We start from the raw sequence: 15,404 nt of genomic DNA on the forward strand, positions 1-15,404 counted from the left end.
CTGTCAGAGTTGTGTTAATAGCGTGCGTTCTCAACCAGCATGGCAATGCCCATCCCCGTTCCGATGCACAAGCTGGCGATGCCGTAATGCTTAGAGCTTCGGACCATTTCATGGACCAGCGTAACAAGTATCCTGGCTCCGCTTGCCCCGACAGGATGTCCAATCGCAATCGCGCCCCCGTTGACATTCACCTTCTCCGGGTTAATCTCAAGCTCGTGCAATACCGCTATGGCCTGTGCCGCGAAGGCTTCATTAATCTCGAACAAATCGATGGCCTCAAGAGGGATGCCCTGGTCCTTAAGCAGGGATTTAATGGCTCTTACCGGACCCATTCCCATGTAGGCAGGATCAACGCCAACCAGTGAATACCCCTTAATATAGGCCAAAGGCTCTACCTCATGCTCCTTGCATTTGTCCTCCGACATCACCAGTACAGCCGCTGCTCCATCATTGATCCCCGAGGCATTTCCGGCAGTAACTGATCCGTTTTCCTTAAAAGCAGGCTTTAGATGAGCCAGCTTTTCTTTGCTGACCTCTCCTCTTACATGCTCGTCCTCCGCGAACCATACACTTTCCTTTCGGGTGGTGGTCATCACGGGCACAATTTGCTCTGCAAACACCTGCTTCCGTTTAGCTTCGGCGGCCTTGATCTGGCTGTCATAAGCAAATTCATCCTGCTCCAGTCGTGAAATATGATATTTCTCGGCAATGTTCTCGGCAGTAATACCCATATGATATTTATTAATAGGACAGGTCAGGCCATCAGCCACCACGGTATCTATCAGCTCGCTGTTCCCAAGCTTGTAGCCGTTTCTTGCATTCCTCAGCACATATGGGGCGTTCGACATACTCTCCATCCCCCCGGCCAGGAGGACACTCCCTTGTTCAGCCCGAATAGAGTTGTAAGCTAAAGCGACGGCATGAAGCCCTGAACCGCAAACGGTGTTGATCGTTGTTGCAGGGACTTCAATCGGGATACCGGCTTGCAGCGCCGCCTGTCTGGCAGGATTCTGGCCCTCGCCCGCCTGTAGAACATTGCCCAGATAGATTTGCTCCACAAGCCCAGGCTCTACATGGCTTTGCTGAAGACAGGCCGTCATCACATTCGCTCCTAATTCTGTAGCACTTAGTGTCGAAAGTCCGTTGTTAAATGAACCAACTGCAGTCCGTAATGGACTAACCAATGCAACTCTGTTCACAAAATCTCACATTCCTTTCTGATGGTATTGGACTTACGTGCGGGTATGATCACGATGTATGAGAGAGTATGCGTTACGGCTTAGATCGGCTTAATCAGCTTGATTAGCTTGATCGGCTCAGCCGTCTTGATCGCCTTCCTCCATCTGAATATTTGTCATTTATTTACATATTTAGTGTAAGCCTAAACTGCCTTTAACTCAATGTTGGTATTATTACATAATTTTACATTTGAATACCTCTAGGCCCTTGTACACTCGCCGAGCGAAGTCATGCTATCATTTCCTCTGATATTCTGGTTATTAATGGTTATTTCAGAAAAACGCATGAAAACATACCAAAAGAGTTCATATTTAAAACGCCTCCGACCCTTACTTGGGTCTGGAGGCGTTTTTTTGCAGCTCTCTTAGCATATTATTCCGTTATTTGGAGGAGCCCTGCTTACATCAGCTTCTTAATCTCGTCTACCGGTAACTCTACGGCTTTGGACACATCTTCCGGAGTAAATCCATGAAGCAGTAACTTACGGATAATCTCGGCTTGGCCCTTTTCTATTCCTTGTTCGATTCCTTCAGCTATACCTTCTTCGTATCCCCAACGCTTCCAGGCTGGCATGAGTTCCATAATCGCTTCACCCTCCTCCGGGTATTGTATCATTAATTCTTTTATAATCTCTTCATCCTGGGCCAGGTCCGGCTTAAAATATAAATCTGCCACTGACATAATCAGCGCCAACCGCCCTTGATCCAAGCGTGTCTTCAGCTTCATGAACATGCGCAGGAACTCCCGGCGCACTTCTCTTGCTTCTCTTGTAGTATACCCCATCTTGGCTAGTAACGCAGCAGCCACTGCATTGTCTGAATCAATAAATCTTCGCCAGTTCTGTTTACGCAATTCTACCTTGAGAAACTGAAAGCGCAGGATCTGATGCTCAGGAATAACCAACTCCAAGGTGTCCTGCTCTTCTCTGATCTCATCTGAAGTGAAGATGGCAATCGGAATAATCAGCTTATGCTCTTTACGGTAGCGTTCAAATAGACGGCTGAAGTAAATAAACATCCGTTCGTGAAACTTTGTGTCCCGATACGACTGCGGCTCCAGATGAATCAAAATATAACCGTCCAGTCCTTCATAGAATCCAGCTCAGGAAAAAACAACTCAATAAACTCCTGAAAGAACGTCTCCAGCAGCTTCTTAAAAGCTTCATCATGCGGTAAGGGTATTTTAGTCGCCTCCTGTTATATCTTGCTTGTTTCTTGTGAGCATATCCCATTTTAATGGATTTCAATATAACAAAAAGCACACATGTTCGCATTCAATGCAAAAAGAGCCCAGATGTTGCTCCTGTGGCTCTTCTTTTCAAACTATCTATTCAATTTGTGTATACATCATCCTCAAAACACCCGCTTCTTATCCTTCTCCTCAATCAAGATCTGCACCGATTCCTTGAACCGGATCGCATGAATGATCTCCCGCTCGCGCAGGAACTTAAGGCTGTCCTGCAGATCCACATCGTCGGTCATGTCAATCAGCCACTGGTATGTAGCCCGGGCCTTCTCCTCTGCCGCGATGTCCTCATAGAGGTCAGCGATCGGATCACCCTTGGCCTGGATATAGGATGCGGTCCAGGGCACACCGGCGGAGTTCTGGTAGAACAGTGCATGATCCCGTTGCGCATAGTTCGGGCCTAAGCCTGCGGCTTCCAGCTCCTGTACTGAGGCGTCCTTGGTCAGCTTGTAGATCATTGTGGCAATCATTTCCAAATGTGCGAATTCCTCAGTGGAAATATCCGTTAGTACACCAATTACCTTATCGGGTATAGCATACCGCTGGTTCATATAGCGCAGCGCCGCAGCCAGCTCGCCATCCGCACCGCCGTATTGCTCCATCAGATACCGGGCCATCCGCACATCACATTTGCCGACACGCACCGGGTATTGCAGCTTTTTCTCATAGATCCACATTCGTGAACTTCCCCCTCCTTAAGGCTATTTCATTCCCGGCTTCATGCCTTAGACTTGCCAAGGCCAGGGACTCTCGCTCCATTGCCATGGAGCCTTGGAATAGGCGCGGCCGAAATTCTGCAGAGGTCCGTACAGCTCCTGGAACTGGTTCGCCAACTTGGTGCGCTCATACGTCAGCTGATTGAACTGCTCGATTGCCTTGACATCCTGCGGATGAGTGTCCAGGAACAGATTCAGCTCTACCAGTGCAAAATCAAGCACCTGCAGCTGCTCCAGCATCTCGTAATAGCGGGGCTCGCAAGGATTAGCTTCCATAGCCTACCTCCCTCCTTTGAACTTAGATTCATAAGGGCTGTATAGCGATGGCCATAACGTTCCATGCTTGAGCGCTTCCGGCAGAGAGAACTGCGGGAGATTCGGGGGCTGAAACGTGACGAATTGGTTCGGCGGCACAACATACGTCTTGAACGGCACCGGCGGACAAGGATCAAACGGTCCCCTGTACGGTGTCCATACGCGGTCCTGGGAGTTCAATGATCATTCCTCCTCTTAAGGTTTTAACGGCATTGCCTGATGAATGTCCATATCTCTGATCGTTACCTTCGTAACTAACTTATGACGGTCCAAGGGTAGAAAAGAACAGCTGCCGAATAAAATCCCCCTCAGGTGCGCAGGCGAAACGCAACTTTTGCGGCAAACGAGTGGGAATAGTACAGCTATAAGCGCCGATAATCATCATTCCTGCGCAACAAAAAACAGGGTCCTCAAAAGCCCTGCTACCCGGCTTCTGAAGTACCCTGCTATCTTTAAAAGTGCATTCGCGGGGATATCCCGCATCCGCTTTACTTACTCCTTCTCCTCTTCTCCGCCTTCCGCATCCTCTTCAGGCTCAGGCGCGGGCTCGCGGTGGATGTTGATCCGGGTGATCCGCAGCCGGGTGGACTCCTCCACCTCGAAGGTGACATCGCCAACCACTACCTTTTTACCCTTGGACGGGTTGCCCTCCAGCTCCTTGAACAGCCACCCGCCGATGGAATCCACCTCGTCATCCTCAATCACGACGCCTGTGAGATCGTTGACGTCTTCAATCAGCATCCGGCCTTCCACGGAGATGTAATCCCCGTTACGCTCCACGCTGGGACGTTCATCCTCGAACTCGTCATGCAGATCGCCGACGATCTCTTCCAGAATCTCTTCAGCGGTCAGCAGCCCCGCAGTTCCGCCGTACTCATCTACGACCAGCGTCAGCTGGGCCTTATTCTTCTGCATCAGCCGCAGCGCATGGCTGATCTCCATCGATTCCGGCACGTTCAGAATCGGCCGGACCAGAGAAGTCAGATCATTCTGCTGCTCTGGCGGGGCGAACAGCAGATCTGTGATATGGATGAAGCCGATAATCCGGTCCTTATCTTCTAAGGCCACCGGATAACGCGAATGCTTCGTTTCCGTGATAATCCGCATATTCTCTTCCAGCGGAAGATTGCTGTACAGTACATCCATATCGGTACGCGGCAGCATAACTTCACGGGCCAGCAGGTCCGAGAATTCGAAGATGTTATCCATCAGCTTCATTTCATCCTGATCGATCACCCCGCTCTTCGCACTCTGATTCATCAGAATGCGAATTTCCTCCTCCGAATGGGCAGCCTCGGCTTCGCTGGCCGGCTCCACGCCAAACAGTCTTAATAGCGCGTTCGCCGACGCATTCAGCACCCAGATGAAGGGCAGAAACAGATTATAGAAGAACATCAGCGGAGCGGACAGCAGCAGTGCCGAGCCTTCTGTTTTTTGGATAGCCAGAGATTTCGGCGCGAGTTCCCCCAGCACAATATGTAAAAAGGTAATAATGGAAAAGCCAATGATCACAGATACCGTAGAGATTAACGTCTGATCTGTAACGCCTAGCTGGTACATCAGAGGTTCCACAAGCAGCTCAGAAATGGCCGGCTCTCCGACCCAGCCGAGTCCAAGCGAGGCGAGTGTAATCCCGAACTGGGTAGCTGACAGATACGAATCCAGCCGTTTGTTGACCTTCAATGCATATCCGGCCATTTTGTTACCTTCGCTGACGAGTTGGGTCAGACGAGACTGTCTGACCTTGACCAGCGAGAACTCCGCCGCAACGAAGATCCCATTTAATAATACGAGCACCAGAACGAGCAAAAGATTAAGCACTAATCTTCCTATGTCAAATTCCGTATGCACTATAATAACGCCCCATTTCTACAAAGTGATCGCTTTTCTTGTTTTGAAATCGACCCCAGGATAATACATATCGGCTACAAGCAGGTTAGGCCCGCAGCAGCCTGCTGCATCACAGTAACAGTTCACTTGCTGATTCAAGGGATGCTTAGTCTGCCACTCGGTGAAAATGTCATCCAGCTTCGAGCTGCTGATATTGCCAAAAGCGGATATGTCGGCAAAGTCCGTTACAAAGACATCACCCGTGAACAGGTTCACATTGACCCGGTTTCTTCCGTCCGGGTCATTGCGCAGTGTTACATTCTTCTCGCTGCGTAGTCTGTGCAGCAGCTTCTGGTCTTCCTCCACGAAGCTGCAGGCGAAGAACGGCAGCGTGCCGAACAGCATCCACATCTCCGGGTCACGATGATCAAGCAGGGAATGAATGGCAGTATTCATCTCCCGGAGCGACAGCACAGGCAGCTTCGAGGCGAAGCTGGATGCGTACATCGGGTGTACCTCATGCCGTCTTGCCCCCATGTCCCCGATCAGCCGGTGAATCTCGGGAAGCTTAGTATGTGTACGGTAGTTAATCATCGACTCGGCGGAGATCAACATCCCGTCACTGCTGAGGCGGCGCGAATTCTCCAGCATCGTGTCATACAGCCGGTAGGCGGCCTCCTTCGAGACCGGATGCCCGCTGTTGGCGAAGCCCACCTCATGGAAGTCATCGCCGTTCACATAATTGAACGAGATATGCATGACATCAAGATAAGGGAGCAGCTGCTCATAGCGGGAATACGGCATGGTCAGATTGGAGTTAATCTGTGTACGGATGCCCCGCTCCCGTGCATATTTCAGCAGCGGAACGATGGTATTCTCCACCGTTGCGGCACGGAACATCGGCTCCCCACCTGTAATGCTGATAGTCTGCAGATGCTCTACCTCCTCCAGACGCTTCAGCATATTGGTTAAAGGAAGCAATTCCCCCTCTTTCATCGTGAGGCTGTCGCCGACAGCACAATGCTCGCAGCGCATGTTGCATAGATTCGTAACCGTCATCTCCACACTGGTCAGCACATGCTGTCCGTACTCACGGAGCGAAGTAATCGGGTCCCACGGATCATACTCCGGCGACAGCTCTTTTACAGGGATTATAGATGATGGCTCTAATATACTCATTTCTTAATGCTCCTTTAATGCTTATTCCTTATTATTAACCCAAAACAAAAGAAAAAGAACGATAACTTATGCTATATCATACCACGACTACTCAAAAAAACAGCAAGGCGGAGAATACAGCTCCGCAATTTCTGCAGGGTGCCCATATTCTCTCCTCGCTGCACAGAACATCTATCCGGTACTTTTCACTACAGGTTCTCCCCCGTCCGTCACATCCACAATGACTACAGAAAGAGCTTTGCTGAGGTCACGCTCATAGGGGGTTACGGTTTCGCCTTCGGGTCCATTCAGCACCCGGACAACAGGCCGATGCGGCGTGCTGGGATCAATCTTGACCACCACACCGCTCTCGCCGGAGCTGAGCCTCACCGTAAGCCCCAGCGGATAGATGGCCACGCGGTCTCTGAATAACTCCAGCTGCTTCTGCTCGTACAGGGTTCCCGAACCGACATACAATGCTTCTACCGCCTGATGGGGCAGCATCGCTTTTTTGTAGATCCGGTTGGAGGTCATCGCATCATAGGAATCTGCTACGCCCAGCCATTTCGCATATTCATGGATCTGCGGACCCGTCAGGCCGCGCGGGTAGCCGGAACCATCAATCCGTTCATGATGCTGCAAGGCACAGTGAGCCGCCAGCAGAGGAATATTCGGTTCTTCCTTGAGGATACGGTATCCGATCTCGGTATGCGCCTGCATATGACGAAATTCCTCGTCGCTGAGCATGCCGGGCTTCTGTACAATTTTGACAGGAATCTGCGTCTTGCCGATATCGTGCAGCAGCGCACCGAGTCCGATGACCCGCAGCTCTTCTTTGCTGTAGCCATGGGCAATGCCCAGCACTAGCGTATACAAGCATACGTTCAGGGAATGGACATACAGGTAATTGTCAGCCGTGTGCATGTCAAGCAGCATGATCATCGGGTCCTCCTGCAGCGACATGTCGTCGAGGATCGAGTCCATGATCTTGGAGAATTTCTTGTCCAGATGATAAAAGCCTTTGGTAATCCCCGAGGCGCCCGACATCTGCTGGAACTGGTTCCGGATCACCTTGAGCGCCTGATTGCGCGTTTCATCCTGCAGCATTCCATGGATCACAATATCCTCCGTGAGCGAATCCTCAATATAGATATAGCCGATATCGATTCTGGCGAGCCGCCTGATCAAGGCATCGGTAAGCTCCACTCCGTCCGCAAGCAGAACCAGCCCTTCATCATTATATATTTTTTTACCCAGCTTCATTCCCGCCTGAAGCCGATTCATCGATACTAGACGCACCTTGGCTCACTCCTGCCTTTAACGGTAAAATTGCTTTTCTGTGATGCCAAGCTAAGAATCAACGCATAATAAACAGCCAGAAGACGGCTGCAAGGATAAAGCGGTAGATAGCAAAATGCGTCGGTCTGATCTTCTGGATCATTCTCATGAACAGAACCACCACCACATAGGCCACGATGAAGGAAATAATGAAGCCGATGACAAAATACCCGATCGTCTCACTTGTGAAATTCTTGTACGAATCCAGCAGCTCATACCCCGAGGCCGCGCACATAATGGGAATCGCGATGAGGAAGGAGAAGTCGGCTGAGGCCTTGTAGCTCACCCCGCTCAACATCCCTCCGGAAATGGTCGAGCCGGAGCGGGAGAATCCGGGCCACAGTACGGAAATAATCTGAAACAGTCCGATCGACAATGCCTGCCCGTAGGACAGATCATCCAGATCATGCGCCGTCACGCGGATCTTGCGTGTGTTGACCCATTCGGCAATGATCATCAGAATACCGCCTGCTACCAGCGCCCAGAGGACGGTGGATGCCCCGAAGAGGCTTTTGATAAAGTCCCTTGCAAAAAAAGCTACAGCGAGCGCAGGCACGATACCCAGCAGCACATGAATCAGGTTCAGACGCGATGCCGGCATTACGCCTCCTCTGTCTCTGCGGCCGAATCCGAGCAGGTTCACAATCCGCTGGCGGTAGACCAGCGCAATCGCCAGAATGGCCCCCAGCTGAATCACGATCTCATACGTCTTCATAATCGAATCCTGCTCGTTGAAGCCTAGTAGCTTAGTTGTTAAAATCATGTGTCCCGTCGAAGAAACCGGAATGAACTCCGTGATTCCTTCCACAATTGCCAGAATAATGGCTGTAATTGTATCCATATTACTCCTCCTGATCTAGTCAATGAAATCGGGTACAGCGGGTACTATCCATATTGATAAAACAGGGTGTGATCATCAGGTGGATTCCCTCTCCCAGCGAACAGCTTCACTCTCATCCAGACTCCCCGGCCGCTGAAGCTCCATCCGCAGCAGGTCGCGCAGGAAATGAGGCAGCAGATACACCGCCTCCCGGCCATTGGCTATACTCTCATAGCCCGTGCGGAAAGTAAACATGTCCAACGTACCCACACTATAAACCTTCGTATCCTCCAGCATCTCCCCGCCAGCAAAAATTGCAATACCGTTATCATAAGGCATGACCCTTGGATCGTACAAGATTTTTAATCCGTCCACGGCCAGAGTGCCCAGCACCTCTCCCCGGAAGCCGTATCCGTAGATGACCTTATTCCGGAACTCTGCCATCAGACTCTGTTCCAGTGCGGTGCGGATATCCTTGCCTGTGAGCTGTACAATACAAGGATTAATCGGTGAAGGACATAAGGCATGCAGCATGCCTGCGGTGATGTTGCCCTCCGGCAGCGGCCCGAGCAGCTGGCCTGTATTGACCAGCGAGATGGGGCTGCCTGTAAAGTGGCGGACCGCCTGTGCCAGCAGGTTGCCAAAAGGAGACTCCCCCTGCAGATCCAGCGGGAGCATGCGGTCGCTGATGGCAACCGTCTCCTGCAGGGCCTCCCGGGCGCGCTGTAGATGGATTGCTGCCGCCGGAGCAATCATCTCCTCTGTCAAGGCAGGACCGACTTCCGTGCAGCCTCCTTCTGCCAGGCGAAACGTTTCATCCGGCTGCTCCCGCTCGAAGACCACCCGTCCGGCGTACCGGCCGAATTTGCCGGCGCCGCAGACGGCTGTCCCGTTAATCATCTGCGGCTGCTCCAGCATATGGTGGGTGTGCCCGCCCAGAATGGCATGCACGCCTTCGAGCTTCTCTGCCAGCTTCTGGTCTGCGGGCAGCCCCAGATGAGACAGGATGATCACGATATCCACCTGCGGGGCAAGTAGCTGAACCTGCTCACGCAGCGCTTCTTCCGGGTCCAGCACATCCCAGCCAAGCAGGGAATAGAAGGAGGTGAACGCTGCCGTAGCACCGGTCAGCCCAATCTTGATTCCGTCCTTTTCCAGAATGGCATGGCGCTGCATCCAGTGCGGCGGCTCACCCGTTGCGGACTCCAGGAAATTACAGCATACTACAGGACACTGGATGCCTGTGAATATGGCTGAGAGCATCTCTTTGGAGAAGGTGAGGCCCTCGTTGTTACCGATGGTGACCGCATCGTATCCGGTCAGATTCATAATATCGATGTTGGCCTGTCCCATCGTGCCTTCCGTCTCGACAGCAGCGCGGTCCATATGATCGCCGATATCTAGCAGCAGCACCGGCTCCTCGCCTGCCGCAGTCTTCATGGCTGATATCACAGCCGCGAGCGGACTCATCATTTCAAAGTGGCTATGTATATCATTGGTATGAATAATGGTTAATCTTTGCGGCCCAGGCTTCATAAGCTGGCTTCCCTCCCACTTGTACAGCCGTTTATAGAGTAAGCGGCAGGCTTGTGCTGTTCTAGAGTTAGCATAACATTTTCAGACTCAATATGGTATATTGTAATCATTATTAGCTGTCCTTAGCTTAAGTCCAGAAAGGGTGAATGAAGCATGCATCTATCCATCCGGCTGTTCGCCGGGCTGGCCGAAATCATCGGCTCCTCTACGCTGGTCTTCCATGCCCACGAGTCCCCATTGACAGCCGGCAGATTGAAGGAACTCCTCTCCGCCTCCTATCCCGCTGCCGCGCCGCAGATCGCTGTATCCCTGGTTGCCGTTGATCAGGAATATGCGCCTGATGATACGGATATTACCGAAGGCTCCGAGGTGGCCTTCATTCCCCCCGTATCCGGCGGTTAACCTCACCGCTCTCCTTCCGCGAATCTGCACAGCTTCAGAGCAAGGTAGGACCAGCGGGTTGCACAATCCGCAAGCAACAATCAGTACTCTTACACCATTGAATATTGCGGCCTTTGTTGCTATGCTGTAAAAAATTGCTATAGTAAGGTGGCCTAGTCATTGAGAGTACACGTAATGGATCTAAAACCGGGTGATCATCTGCGGATGGATACCTTCAGTTCTCGCGGGCTGCATGTACTCCCTAAGGGATCACGGCTGCAAATGGAGGAAATCGCCAAGCTGATACAGCACGGCGTTGATTATGTGGATATTGACACGGTACAGGAAGAGCCCGCCCCTTCCAGCCGCACCTCAATCATTCAGGCCGCAACCAGCAGCTTCGATACCACGATTGACGGTTTTGAGTCTCTATATATGGAAGCGCTCAGCAAGGGCAGCTTCAATCAGTCCGTAGTGGATGATATTCTTCAGCCGACCTTATCCTCGCTAGACAAACACAAGGATGTTGTAACACTCCTGCTGCTGCTGGACCGGGAGGATAATTATACCTATAACCATTCCCTTCAGGTTGGCATGCTTTCGTATTATCTGGCTACGTGGCTCGGCTATTCCAAGGCAGAGTGTTATGAGATCGGGCGTGCGGGATACCTGATTGATATCGGCAAATGCCGCATCTCCCCTGCGATTCTTAACAAACCCGGCAAATTAACGCCTGCTGAATACGAAGAGATCAAATTACATACGGTATACGGGTACGAAATCATACAGAATTCCATGAATGATCCTTTCACAGCTCTGGTTGCCTTGCAGCATCATGAACGTGAGGACGGCTCCGGTTATCCCCGGCAGCTGACTAAGACAGATATTCACCCTTACGCCCAGATTGCAGCCGTTGCGGATATTTACAGTGCCATGACCACTAACCGGGTCTATCAGTCCAAGCAGGAGCTGATTTCCGTGCTGCGCGAGATCAACTCCCTCAGCTTCGGCAAGCTGAACGGCAAACCGGTCCAGGCCTTCATCAATCATCTGATGCCTAACTTCATCGGAAAGCGCGTCCTGCTGAGCACCGGTGATATGGGTGTCATCGTGATGAACAATCCGCTGGATGTCTTCCGTCCGCTTGTGCAGAGCGAAGGCAAGTTCCTTGACCTGTCACGCGAACGCAAAATTGCCGTCGTTGAGATTTATATGGAGTAGTGAGTAGCTTTACCTGAGCATTTTCCACACAAAAGGGCTGTCCCGAGTGAGCCATTAATTGGCCAAGCCGGGACAGCCCTTATTCGCGGGTAATATGACAGTAGTTATAACCCCAATAATTTTACCGGATGAGTGTGAGCAGCAGTTCGCCGCTAGGCACTTCCGTTCCTGTGCTCTTAAGCACATCGAGGTATTGTGCCGAGTTGGTCACAATCACCGGTGTCGCGGTTACAAATCCGGCTGCACGGATGGCTTCGAGGTCAAATTCAAGCAATAGCTGACCCTTGACCACCTTGTCGCCTTCCTTCACTTTTTTGGTAAAATGCTGACCCTTAAGCTTCACGGTATTAACACCGACATGAATCAGCAGCTCTGCGCCGCTATCCGATGTGATGCCTATGGCATGGCCTGTCGGGAATACAGTAGTTACCGTACCGTTCACAGGGCTGGTCAAGATGCCTGAAGAAGGCTCAATGACAATGCCCTTGCCCATAGCGCCGGAAGCAAAAGCTTCGTCAGGCAGGGTGTCGAGCGGCTGCAGCGTTCCGGCCAGCGGGCTTACAACCAGTTCTTTATCAATCAGCGTCGGTGTAGTCGTACCCGAGGTTCCGCCTGGGTTAACCGATGCCGCAGCATCTGTCTCAGGCTCCTTGAAGCCAAGAACTAACACCAGTACAGCAGACAGTACGAATGCTACAAGTATACCAATGACTACCCAGATGAATCCGGTGCCGAAATACGTTGGCAAGGCCAGCAGACCCGGCAGCGAGAAGGATAATGCTCTTGCGCCGCCTGTTGCAATAATTGCACCGCCGATAGCGCCGGAGATACAAGCGTAGATGAATGGTTTTTTTAGCTTCAGGGTCACTCCATAAATCGTTGGTTCCGTAATGCCGAAGACCGCCGACAGTGTGGAGGAACCAGCGAGCGCCTTAAGCTGCGGGTTCTTCGATTTCAGGAATACGCCGAAGACTGCCCCGGCCTGTGACAGCACTGCTGCACTGAGAATCGGCAGCATCGTATCGTGTCCAATTGTAGCAATGTTGCTGAGCATGATCGGCACGAAGCCCCAGTGTACCCCGAAGATTACGAATACCTGCCAGAACGCCCCGGCAATGGCTCCGGCCACAAGCGGACTGAGATTGTAGAGCCAGGTATAACCGGAAGCGAGTCCGTCACTGATCAGTGAACCTACAGGTCCGAAGGCCAGGAACGTAAGCGGAATAACAATGAGCAGTGCGAACATGGGAACCAGAATGTTCCGGACTGACTCATGAATGAAGGAACGGAACCATTTTTCCACATAGGATTGTACCCATACCGCCAGAATAATCGGGATTACACTGGAGGAATAGTTGATGAGTATAATCTTGATCCCCAGGAAGTGCAGCGGGTCTGGTGAGCCTACGGCCGCAACGACAGCGGGATAGATCAATGCTCCGGCGATAGCAATGGACACGAACTGATTCGCCTTGAATTTACGCGCTGCCGTAACAGCCAGGAATACAGGCAGGAAGTAGAACACGCTGTCAGCCGCCGCATTGAGAATCAGGTAAGTACCACTGGTGGCGTCAATCCACTTCAGGGACAGAATCAGAGCCAGCAATCCTTTGAGAATCCCTGCCCCGGCCAGTGCACCCAGAATCGGTGAGAAAATGCTCGAAATGATGTCCACCGCTTTGCCCAGAACCCCGGTGCTTTCCGAGCTCTCGTCGCTGCCGCTTTTCTCCGCATCCTGAAGTGAGGTTTCCTTCATAATCTGCTCGAATACCTGGCTGACATTGTTGCCGATGACCACCTGGAATTGCCCGCTGTTCTCCACTACTGTAATGACTCCCGGAGTTTTCTCCAGCGCTGCTTTATTGGCTTTGCTGTTATCCTTCAGCTTGAATCTTAAGCGTGTGGCACAATGGAAGACGGAATTCACATTCCCTTCTCCGCCAACGAGTGTAATGATTTGTTTGGATAAGTCTTTGTTACTCATGTGAGTTTGCTCCTTTTTGACAATCTGTATTATAAGCATCGCTGCAGAGGCGATTTGTGCCAGCAATGTTCTATCTTTCCCCTCTGCAAACAAGAAAAACCTGAACTCAAGGCAAAAGAGGCGTCCGTACACGCTATTTTGCCATCAGTTCAGGTTTTGCCTGCATTACCAGTTACACCCTGCCCGATGAAAATATGAAATTATAGAGGATGGTTGTTGATGTTACGCGTTACTCCAGACTATTGCGGTCCGTTACACGCTGGATGTGAATGGTCAGATAGACGTATTCATCCTTGCTTAGGCTCTGTCCATGGGTCTTCTCCAGATATTCATTGATCTTGCCCACGCATTCAAAAGCCTTGACATAGGTCTGCCTCACCTGGTTATACAGAAACTCCTCACCGCTGTTGTTCGTCTCCTTCTTCAAAATCCGCATGGAAAAATACTGCAGATGGGTCAGAAACCGCGAGTAATTCAGCGAATTCTCATCCAGTACCACCTTATAATGATAGGTAACGATGTTCAGAATATTCTGAACGATCTCCGTCATCTTAATGGTAGACCTTACCTCAGTGCCATCCATTCTGGCGTTGACCAGATGCAGGGCAATGAACCCGGCTTCATCTTCACCAAGCGCAAGACCCGTAGTCTCCTCAATCATCTTCAATGCATCCAGCCCGATCCCGAATTCCTTTTTGTAAAAACGTTTGATTTCAAACAGCATCGCATTCTTCAGCAAAATTCCCTTCTCGAAACGCTGCAGCGCGAAATGAATGTGATCCGTCAGCGTCAGATAGAGATTATCGCTTAGTTCCGTGCGCAGCACTTCATTGGCATAGGTTACGATTCCGCTCGCCAGCTCCAGATGAACCACCGGAATATCATTCAACAGCTCGGTCAGCCGGGCTGTGAATTCATTCTCGTTCAGCAGAAAAATCTTGTCCACCTTGGCAGGATCAACATAATCACCCGCAACCTTATTGAAGGAAATTCCTCTGCCCATCACAATAACTTCCTTGCCCTTCTGGTTCTTGGTCAGGAGCACATTATTGTTCAGCACCTTTTCGATAATCATCTCTATTTCACCCCCTGACGCTTAGTTTGTACAAAAAAAGCCTAAGTTGATCCCAATATCATTCATAAAATGATACTCGCATCAGCTTAGGCATTGCCCGCGTTACCGGTCACAATCCTGTATTACTGCTATTGTAGCATAAATAAAAGCGATTTCAAGAACTTTATTTATTCTAATGATTTGAATATTCAAATTAGACATCATTCTGGTTTGAAACCGCATCTTCAGGGTCACGCTAAAAGCAGACAGTAATACAAGGAGGAGATAATTATGCTTGCGGTTCATCAGCGCCTGGCTGAACTGTACACTCTGAGTCTGAAGCGGCCGCTGGCTCCGGCTGAACAAGACGAGCTTCAGCACTGTCTGCATATCAACACTGTCTATTGCTGGGAGATGGCACGCCTCCATATGGAAGGGCTGCTGGCAGCTGATACACAAGACACCGCCTGGCAGCAGGAGATTAGCGCACAACTATTGGAGGTCCGGGTAAGCGGCAGGTCCGGCAAACGGCCGGGGTAGCGCTTAAATAATAAAAAAAGAAGCAGC

15 protein-coding genes are annotated in these 15,404 nt (G+C 51.0%); 3 read left to right on the forward strand and 12 right to left on the reverse strand.

The genetic code is table 11. The annotated features are described in order from the left end of the window. Positions 1–14: 14 nt before the first annotated feature. The 10 genes from ACFSX3_RS01780 to ACFSX3_RS01825 form a co-directional block, all read right to left on the reverse strand. Complete coding sequence (locus tag ACFSX3_RS01780; protein WP_209991268.1) at positions 15–1,199, reverse strand: acetyl-CoA C-acetyltransferase; 1,185 nt, start codon at positions 1,197–1,199, stop codon at positions 15–17. A 439-nt stretch (positions 1,200–1,638) separates the two neighbouring features. Further along, positions 1,639–2,307, reverse strand: a complete 669-nt coding sequence (locus ACFSX3_RS01785) for an Rpn family recombination-promoting nuclease/putative transposase (RefSeq protein WP_379257039.1) — start codon at positions 2,305–2,307, stop codon at positions 1,639–1,641. 284 nt (positions 2,308–2,591) lie between these two features. Further along, the gene (locus ACFSX3_RS01790; protein WP_209991273.1) at positions 2,592–3,161 is read right to left on the reverse strand and encodes a manganese catalase family protein; all 570 of its coding nucleotides are present in this window, start codon (positions 3,159–3,161) and stop codon (positions 2,592–2,594) included. A gap of 48 nt (positions 3,162–3,209) precedes the next feature. After that, on the reverse strand, positions 3,210–3,476 hold the full coding sequence (locus ACFSX3_RS01795; protein ID WP_209991274.1) for a spore coat protein CotJB: 267 nt from the start codon (positions 3,474–3,476) through the stop codon (positions 3,210–3,212). 3 nt (positions 3,477–3,479) lie between these two features. After that, positions 3,480–3,695 (reverse strand): spore coat associated protein CotJA, encoded by a 216-nt coding sequence (locus ACFSX3_RS01800; protein WP_209991276.1) that lies wholly within the window; start codon positions 3,693–3,695, stop codon positions 3,480–3,482. A 312-nt stretch (positions 3,696–4,007) separates the two neighbouring features. After that, positions 4,008–5,366, reverse strand: coding sequence for a hemolysin family protein (locus tag ACFSX3_RS01805; RefSeq protein WP_379312542.1), 1,359 nt, complete (start codon positions 5,364–5,366; stop codon positions 4,008–4,010). Between the two features lie 18 nt (positions 5,367–5,384). Then, positions 5,385–6,524 carry a radical SAM/CxCxxxxC motif protein YfkAB gene (gene yfkAB, locus ACFSX3_RS01810; protein WP_209991278.1) on the reverse strand — a complete coding sequence of 380 codons (1,140 nt, stop codon included), beginning with the start codon at positions 6,522–6,524 and terminating at the stop codon, positions 5,385–5,387. 171 nt (positions 6,525–6,695) lie between these two features. Further along, positions 6,696–7,802, reverse strand: a complete 1,107-nt coding sequence (locus ACFSX3_RS01815; RefSeq protein WP_209991280.1) for an HD-GYP domain-containing protein — start codon at positions 7,800–7,802, stop codon at positions 6,696–6,698. 58 nt (positions 7,803–7,860) lie between these two features. Further along, complete coding sequence (locus tag ACFSX3_RS01820) at positions 7,861–8,682, reverse strand: undecaprenyl-diphosphate phosphatase (protein WP_209991282.1); 822 nt, start codon at positions 8,680–8,682, stop codon at positions 7,861–7,863. Between the two features lie 75 nt (positions 8,683–8,757). Then, a complete protein-coding gene (locus tag ACFSX3_RS01825; RefSeq protein ID WP_209991284.1) occupies positions 8,758–10,197 on the reverse strand; it encodes a bifunctional metallophosphatase/5'-nucleotidase in 1,440 nt (479 codons plus the stop codon). A gap of 153 nt (positions 10,198–10,350) precedes the next feature. Between ACFSX3_RS01825 and ACFSX3_RS01830 the strand changes: the two genes are divergently transcribed. Then, positions 10,351–10,599 (forward strand): MoaD/ThiS family protein, encoded by a 249-nt coding sequence (locus tag ACFSX3_RS01830; protein ID WP_209991286.1) that lies wholly within the window; start codon positions 10,351–10,353, stop codon positions 10,597–10,599. A gap of 159 nt (positions 10,600–10,758) precedes the next feature. Beyond that, positions 10,759–11,799, forward strand: a complete 1,041-nt coding sequence (locus ACFSX3_RS01835) for an HD-GYP domain-containing protein (RefSeq protein WP_209991288.1) — start codon at positions 10,759–10,761, stop codon at positions 11,797–11,799. Positions 11,800–11,920: 121 nt separating this feature from the next. Here the strand turns inward: ACFSX3_RS01835 and ACFSX3_RS01840 are convergent, their stop codons facing one another. Both ACFSX3_RS01840 and licT read right to left on the reverse strand, forming a co-directional pair. After that, the gene (locus tag ACFSX3_RS01840; protein ID WP_209991289.1) at positions 11,921–13,783 is read right to left on the reverse strand and encodes a beta-glucoside-specific PTS transporter subunit IIABC; all 1,863 of its coding nucleotides are present in this window, start codon (positions 13,781–13,783) and stop codon (positions 11,921–11,923) included. Positions 13,784–14,012: 229 nt separating this feature from the next. Continuing rightward, positions 14,013–14,858 (reverse strand): BglG family transcription antiterminator LicT, encoded by an 846-nt coding sequence (gene licT / locus ACFSX3_RS01845; RefSeq protein WP_209991291.1) that lies wholly within the window; start codon positions 14,856–14,858, stop codon positions 14,013–14,015. Positions 14,859–15,128: 270 nt separating this feature from the next. On the opposite strand from licT, the gene ACFSX3_RS01850 reads away from it, so the two are divergent. Further along, on the forward strand, positions 15,129–15,377 hold the full coding sequence (locus ACFSX3_RS01850; RefSeq protein WP_173138591.1) for a DUF7667 family protein: 249 nt from the start codon (positions 15,129–15,131) through the stop codon (positions 15,375–15,377). The last annotated feature ends 27 nt before the right edge of the window (positions 15,378–15,404 follow it).

Source organism: Paenibacillus rhizoplanae, from assembly GCF_042684125.1.
GTDB classification, from domain to species: domain Bacteria; phylum Bacillota; class Bacilli; order Paenibacillales; family Paenibacillaceae; genus Paenibacillus_AQ; species Paenibacillus_AQ rhizoplanae.

Coding starts and splice junctions, on each gene's coding strand:
- ACFSX3_RS01790 (WP_209991273.1), bottom strand. CDS start 3,161: ATGTGGATCTATGAGAAAAAGCTGCAATACCCGGTGCGTGTCGGCAAA.
- ACFSX3_RS01795 (WP_209991274.1), bottom strand. CDS start 3,476: ATGGAAGCTAATCCTTGCGAGCCCCGCTATTACGAGATGCTGGAGCAG.
- yfkAB (WP_209991278.1), bottom strand. CDS start 6,524: ATGAGTATATTAGAGCCATCATCTATAATCCCTGTAAAAGAGCTGTCG.
- ACFSX3_RS01820 (WP_209991282.1), bottom strand. CDS start 8,682: ATGGATACAATTACAGCCATTATTCTGGCAATTGTGGAAGGAATCACG.
- ACFSX3_RS01825 (WP_209991284.1), bottom strand. CDS start 10,197: ATGAAGCCTGGGCCGCAAAGATTAACCATTATTCATACCAATGATATA.
- ACFSX3_RS01830 (WP_209991286.1), top strand. CDS start 10,351: ATGCATCTATCCATCCGGCTGTTCGCCGGGCTGGCCGAAATCATCGGC.
- ACFSX3_RS01840 (WP_209991289.1), bottom strand. CDS start 13,783: ATGAGTAACAAAGACTTATCCAAACAAATCATTACACTCGTTGGCGGA.
- licT (WP_209991291.1), bottom strand. CDS start 14,858: ATGATTATCGAAAAGGTGCTGAACAATAATGTGCTCCTGACCAAGAAC.
- ACFSX3_RS01850 (WP_173138591.1), top strand. CDS start 15,129: ATGCTTGCGGTTCATCAGCGCCTGGCTGAACTGTACACTCTGAGTCTG.